Annotated in this window: 4 protein-coding genes; 1 reads left to right on the top strand and 3 read right to left on the bottom strand. The window is 72.8% G+C overall.

All coding sequences use genetic code 11. The annotated features are described in order from the left end of the window. The 3 genes from H0X00_RS21355 to hutH form a co-directional block, all read right to left on the bottom strand. Positions 1–1168: ATP-binding cassette domain-containing protein (locus H0X00_RS21355; RefSeq protein WP_293774634.1), on the bottom strand; the 1168-nt coding region annotated here is incomplete at its 3' end. 110 nt (positions 1169–1278) lie between these two features. Then, positions 1279–2937: a urocanate hydratase gene (locus H0X00_RS21350; RefSeq protein ID WP_293774631.1), complete on the bottom strand. Its 1659-nt coding sequence runs from the start codon at positions 2935–2937 to the stop codon at positions 1279–1281. Positions 2938–3009: 72 nt separating this feature from the next. Beyond that, entirely contained in the window at positions 3010–4551 is a 1542-nt protein-coding gene (hutH, locus tag H0X00_RS21345; protein ID WP_367186726.1) for a histidine ammonia-lyase, read from the bottom strand. Positions 4552–4711: 160 nt separating this feature from the next. On the opposite strand from hutH, the gene H0X00_RS21340 reads away from it, so the two are divergent. Beyond that, on the top strand, positions 4712–5125 hold a 414-nt coding region (locus H0X00_RS21340), incomplete at its 3' end, for a hypothetical protein (RefSeq protein ID WP_293774626.1).

The raw sequence follows: 5125 nt of genomic DNA, 5'->3' as shown, positions 1-5125 counted from the left end.
GAGCAGGCGCGGGCGCGGGCGCGGGCGGCGCGACCACCGGGTCGCCCAGGCGTTGCGGCAGCATCGACGGACCGCGGGTGCTCAGGTAGCGGGCCACATCGGAGTGACTGACCACGCCCTGCACCAGGCCGTCGTCGTCGATGCAGACCGCGAGCCCGGGCGGGGAAAGCACCGCGGCGTCCAGCACCGCCAGCACGCTCTCGTCGGGGTAGAAGGTGCCGCCGAGCGGGTACACGGCCTGGCCGGACACGACGTCGGTCGGCCCGAGCTTGCTGGTGTCCACCCAGCCGCGGGGGTGCCGCTCCGGGTCGAGGACGAGCAACCAGTCCTGGTTGTTCTGCACGGAGATGGCCCTGGCCCGGTCTCCGGTCGCACCGGCCTGCACCGTCGCCGCGGCGTGCAGAGGCAGATCACTGGCCGGCAGGAAGGCGAGCTTGCGGATGCCGCGGTCGCGGCCGAGGAAGTCGGCGACGAAGTCGGTGCCCGGATGGACCAGAAGCGTCTCCGGGGTGGCGATCTGTACCAGCCGGCCGCCGGTGTCCATCACTGCGATCTGGTCGCCGAGCTTGATCGCCTCGTCGATGTCGTGGGTGACGAACAGGACCGTCTTGGGCGCGGCCTGCTGCAGGTCGAGCAGGTCGTCCTGCAGGTCACCACGGACGACCGGGTCGAGCGTGGAGAACGGCTCGTCCAGCAGCAGGATCGGCGGGTCCGCGGCCAGCGCGCGGGCCAGTGCCACGCGCAACTGCTGGCCGGTGGAGAGCTGGCCGGGGTACTTGTCGGCGAAGGAGGCGGAGAGCCCGACCCGCTCCAGCAGCGCATGCGCCAGCTCGCGGGCCTGCCGGTGCCGGGTGCCGATCAGCACCGGGATGGTCTCGATGTTTTCCACCACGGTGCGGTGCGGGAACAGGCCACCGGCAGCGATCACGTAACCGATCGAGCGGCGCAACTGCGAGCGGCGCAGCAGCGTGTTCGCGGCGCCGTCGATGAGCACCCGTCCGGCGGAGGGGTCGACGAGCCGGTTGACCATCCGCAGCAGGGTCGTCTTGCCGCATCCGGACGGCCCGACGACGACCGTGATCCGCCCGGTGGGCGCGATGAGACTCAGGTTCTCCACGGCGACGCTGCCGCCGGGGTACACCTTCGTCACCGCATCGAACTCGATCACCGGAGTTCCTCTGGCTCGATTCCCGTGCTCAGGGCAGGAGACACGTCAATTTCAACGTAACGCCCCAGCCGCCCCGCCGCCGGGATGTGCGCCCGGAAGGCCGGGTGATGTCACGGCCCGGGGTCGGGGGCCTGCATCGGGATCGGCAGGCCCTGAGCGAGCGCGGTCTCGTTCGCCTCGTCGTACCCCGCATCCACGTGACGCAGCACGCCGGTGGCCGGGTCGTTGCTCAGCACCCGGGCCAGCTTCTCGGCCGCGAGCACCGTCCCGTCGGCGACGGTCACCTGCCCGGCGTGGATGGACCGCCCGATCCCGACCCCGCCACCGTGGTGGATCGAGACCCAGCTGGCCCCCGAGGCCACGTTGACCATCGCGTTCAGCAGCGGCCAGTCCGCGATCGCGTCCGACCCGTCGAGCATCGCCTCGGTCTCCCGGTAGGGCGAGGCCACCGAGCCGCAGTCCAGGTGGTCGCGGCCGATCACGATCGGCGCCCTGACCCGGCCCGTGGTGACCATCCGGTTGAACTCCAGGCCGGCCCGGTCGCGCTCGCCGGCCCCCAGCCAGCAGATCCGGGCGGGCAGGCCCTGGAACTTCACCTTGTCCTTGGCCTGGCGCAGCCAGCGGGTGACGGTGCCGTTGTCCTTGAACAGGGTGAGCATCGCCTCGTCGGTGGCGGCGATGTCGCGCGGATCGCCGGAGAGCGCGACCCAGCGGAACGGACCCTTGCCGGCGCAGAACAGCGGACGGATGTAAGCCGGGACGAAGCCGGGGAAGTCGAAGGCGCGGGTGTAGCCGCCGGTCTTGGCCTCGACCCGGATCGAGTTGCCGTAGTCGAAGACCTCGGCGCCGTTGTCCTGGAAGGTGACCATCGCCTCGACGTGCCGGGCCATCGATTCCCGGGCCCGGCGGATGCAGCCGTGCGGGTCGTCGGCGCGCAACGCGGACCAGTCCGAGAACTCGACCCCGCGTGGGAGGTAGGCCAGCGGATCGTGCGCGGAGGTCTGGTCGGTGACGACGTCGACGGTCGCGCCGCGGGCGATCAGATACGGCAGCACCTCGGCGGCGTTGCCGAGCACGCCGATGGACAGCGCCTGGCGCTTGGCGCGGGCGTCGTCGGCCTTCCAGATCGCGTCGTCGAGGTTCTCGGCGGCGACGTCGAGGTAGCCCTGGGCGACCCTCCGCTCGATGCGCGTCGGGTCGCACTCGACGACGAGCGCGACCCCGCCGTTCATCGTGATCGCCAGCGGCTGTGCGCCGCCCATCCCGCCGAGCCCGGCAGTGAGGGTGACGGTGCCGGCCAGCGTCCCGCCGAAGCGCTTCTCCGCGACCGCGGCGAAGGTCTCGTAGGTGCCCTGCAGGATGCCCTGGGTGCCGATGTAGATCCACGAACCAGCGGTCATCTGGCCGTACATGGTCAGCCCGGCCTCCTCGAGGCGGCGGAACTCGTCCCAGTTGGCCCAGTCCGGCACCAGGTTGGAGTTGGCGATCAGCACCCGCGGCGCCCACTCGTGGGTGCGCAGGATCCCCACCGGGCGGCCGGACTGGACCAGCAGGGTCTCGTCCGCTGCGAGGTCTTCGAGGGAGGCCTTGATCGCGCGGTAGCTGCGCCAGTCCCGCGCCGCCTTGCCCGCGCCGCCGTAGACGACGAGCTCCTCCGGGTGCTCAGCCACATCCGGGTCGAGGTTGTTGTCGAGCATCCGCGACGCGGCCTCGGCCCCCCATGACTTCGCGGTGCGCTCCGACCCCCGGGTCGCCCTCACCTCACCCATGACGCCCCCTCAGTTCGGTTCCCCTGTGGACAACTAACCAGAAGGCGTGACACGCCTTGTGGTTCGGGCTGGTCAACGCAGGGCCCCGATCGCTGATTCTGCGGCGGCCAGCAGCTCGCCGGTGCGGACGGCCTCGACGGCGGCCTCGATGTCCGGGGCCAGGTGCCGGTCCGGGCCGGGGCCGGGAACGCGCTCACGCAGCTTGGCCAAAGCGGCACCGGAGCCGGGCGCCGGGGTCAGCGGTGCCCGCAGGTCCAGCCCGCGGGCGGCGGTCAGGATCTCGATCGCCAGCACCCGGCGCAGCCCGTCCACCGAGCGGCGCAGCTTGCGCGCCGCAGCCCAGCCCATCGACACGTGGTCCTCCTGCATCGCCGAGGACGGGATCGAGTCCACGCTGGCCGGCACCGCCAACCGCTTGAGTTCGGAGACGATCCCGGCGGCGGTGTACTGGGCGATCATGTACCCCGAGTCGACGCCGGGGTCGTGGGCGAGGAAAGCCGGCAGCCCGTGCGAGCGGTGCCCGTCGAGCAGGCGGTCGGTCCGGCGCTCGGAGATCGAGGCCAGGTCCGCTGCGGCGATCGCCAGGAAGTCCAGCACGTAGCCGATCGGGGCGCCGTGGAAGTTGCCGTTGGACTCCACCCGGCCGTCGGCCAGCACGACGGGGTTGTCGATGGCCGCCGCCAGTTCCCGGTCGGCGACGGTCATCGCGTGGGCGAGGGTGTCCCGGACCGCGCCGGCCACCTGGGGGGCGCACCGCAGGGAGTAGGCGTCCTGCACCCGGGTGTCCTCCGGGCCGGCGTGCGAGGCGACGATCGCCGAGCCCTGTAAGAGCGCCCGCAGGTTCGCCGCGGCGGCGGCCTGCCCAGGGTGCGGACGCAACTCCTGCAGGTCCGCGGCGAAGACCCGGTCGGTGCCGAGCAACGCCTCGACGCTCATCGCGGCGGCGAGGTCGGCATGCCGTACCAACGTAGTCAGGTCGTGGCAGGCCAGCACCAGCATCCCGAGCATGCCGTCGGTGCCGTTGATCAGCGCGAGGCCTTCCTTCTCCGCCAGCACCACCGGCGCGATCCCGGCCGCGGCGAGCGCGTCGGTGGCCGGCACCAGGGCGCCCGCGGCGTCGAAGACCGATCCCTCCCCCATCAGTGCCAGGGCAACCGCGGAGAGCGGGGCCAGGTCACCGGAGCAGCCGAGGCTGCCGTACTCCGGGACCACCGGGGTGATCCCCGCGTTGAGCAGCCCGGCCAGCGCGGTGGCGGTCTCGGTTCGCACCCCGGTCCGGCCGCTCGCCAGCGTCCGTAGCCGCAGCAGCATCAGCGCCCGGACCACCTCCCGCTCGACCTCGGGTCCACTGCCGGCGGCGTGCGAGCGGATCAAGGAGCGCTGCAGGGCGGCCCGGCGCTCCGGCGGGATGTGCCGGGTGGCCAGCGCGCCGAAGCCGGTGGAGATGCCGTAGGCGGGGATCGGGGAGGCCGCCAGGGCGTCCACCCGGGCCCGGGCCTCGGCGATCGCGGCGAGCGCGTCCGCGCCCAGCCCGACCGGGGCGGAGTCCCGGGCCACGGCCACCACCTCGAACGCGCGCAGCGGCCCTCTCCCGAGTTCGATCACCGCCCGCAGTCGCACGACCCCATTCCACACCCCACGCGTGCGTCAGGAGCCGGTCTGGGCCTCGTAACCCGCACGTGCCTTCCCCCGATGTCACGGGTACGGTGCTGCGAACCCGTACCTGGAAGCCTTGCCGAGGCTCGGTTCGGGGTCACCGCAGAGAGGTCGAAGGATGGCCGACACGCAGGTCGTACCGCGCTCCGGCGCGGAGGACGACAACGCGGCCGCCCTGCCCCCGGCCCCCTCGGCTCCCCGGGCGCCCGAGTCCGAGTTCGACCTGCCCTGGCGGATGGACATCCCCGCCCTGCGCACGCTGCGCATCGTGCGGCGGGAGATGCCGGTCGCCCCGGTCATCGTCCGCGAACGGACCCTGCGCTCCCGGATCGGAATCGGTCCGCACTTCGTCCTGCCGACCCGGTACCGGCTCGGCGTGGTCGCGCTGATGACCGCCGCGCTCGGCCTGGCCGGCAGCTACGGCCTGAACGCCGACCAGCCTGCGGCGACCCCCACCAACCCGGTCGCCGCCGCCCACGTCATCGGCGCCGAGCACTGGCGGGTGGCCGCCCCGGCGGCCGGCACCTGGCAG

Origin of the sequence: Sporichthya sp. (genome assembly GCF_013815995.1) — a bacterium.
In the GTDB taxonomy this organism is placed as follows: Bacteria; Actinomycetota; Actinomycetes; order Sporichthyales; family Sporichthyaceae; genus Sporichthya.
Note: the sequence above shows the minus strand (reverse complement) of the source record. Positions and strands in the feature narration are given on the sequence as shown.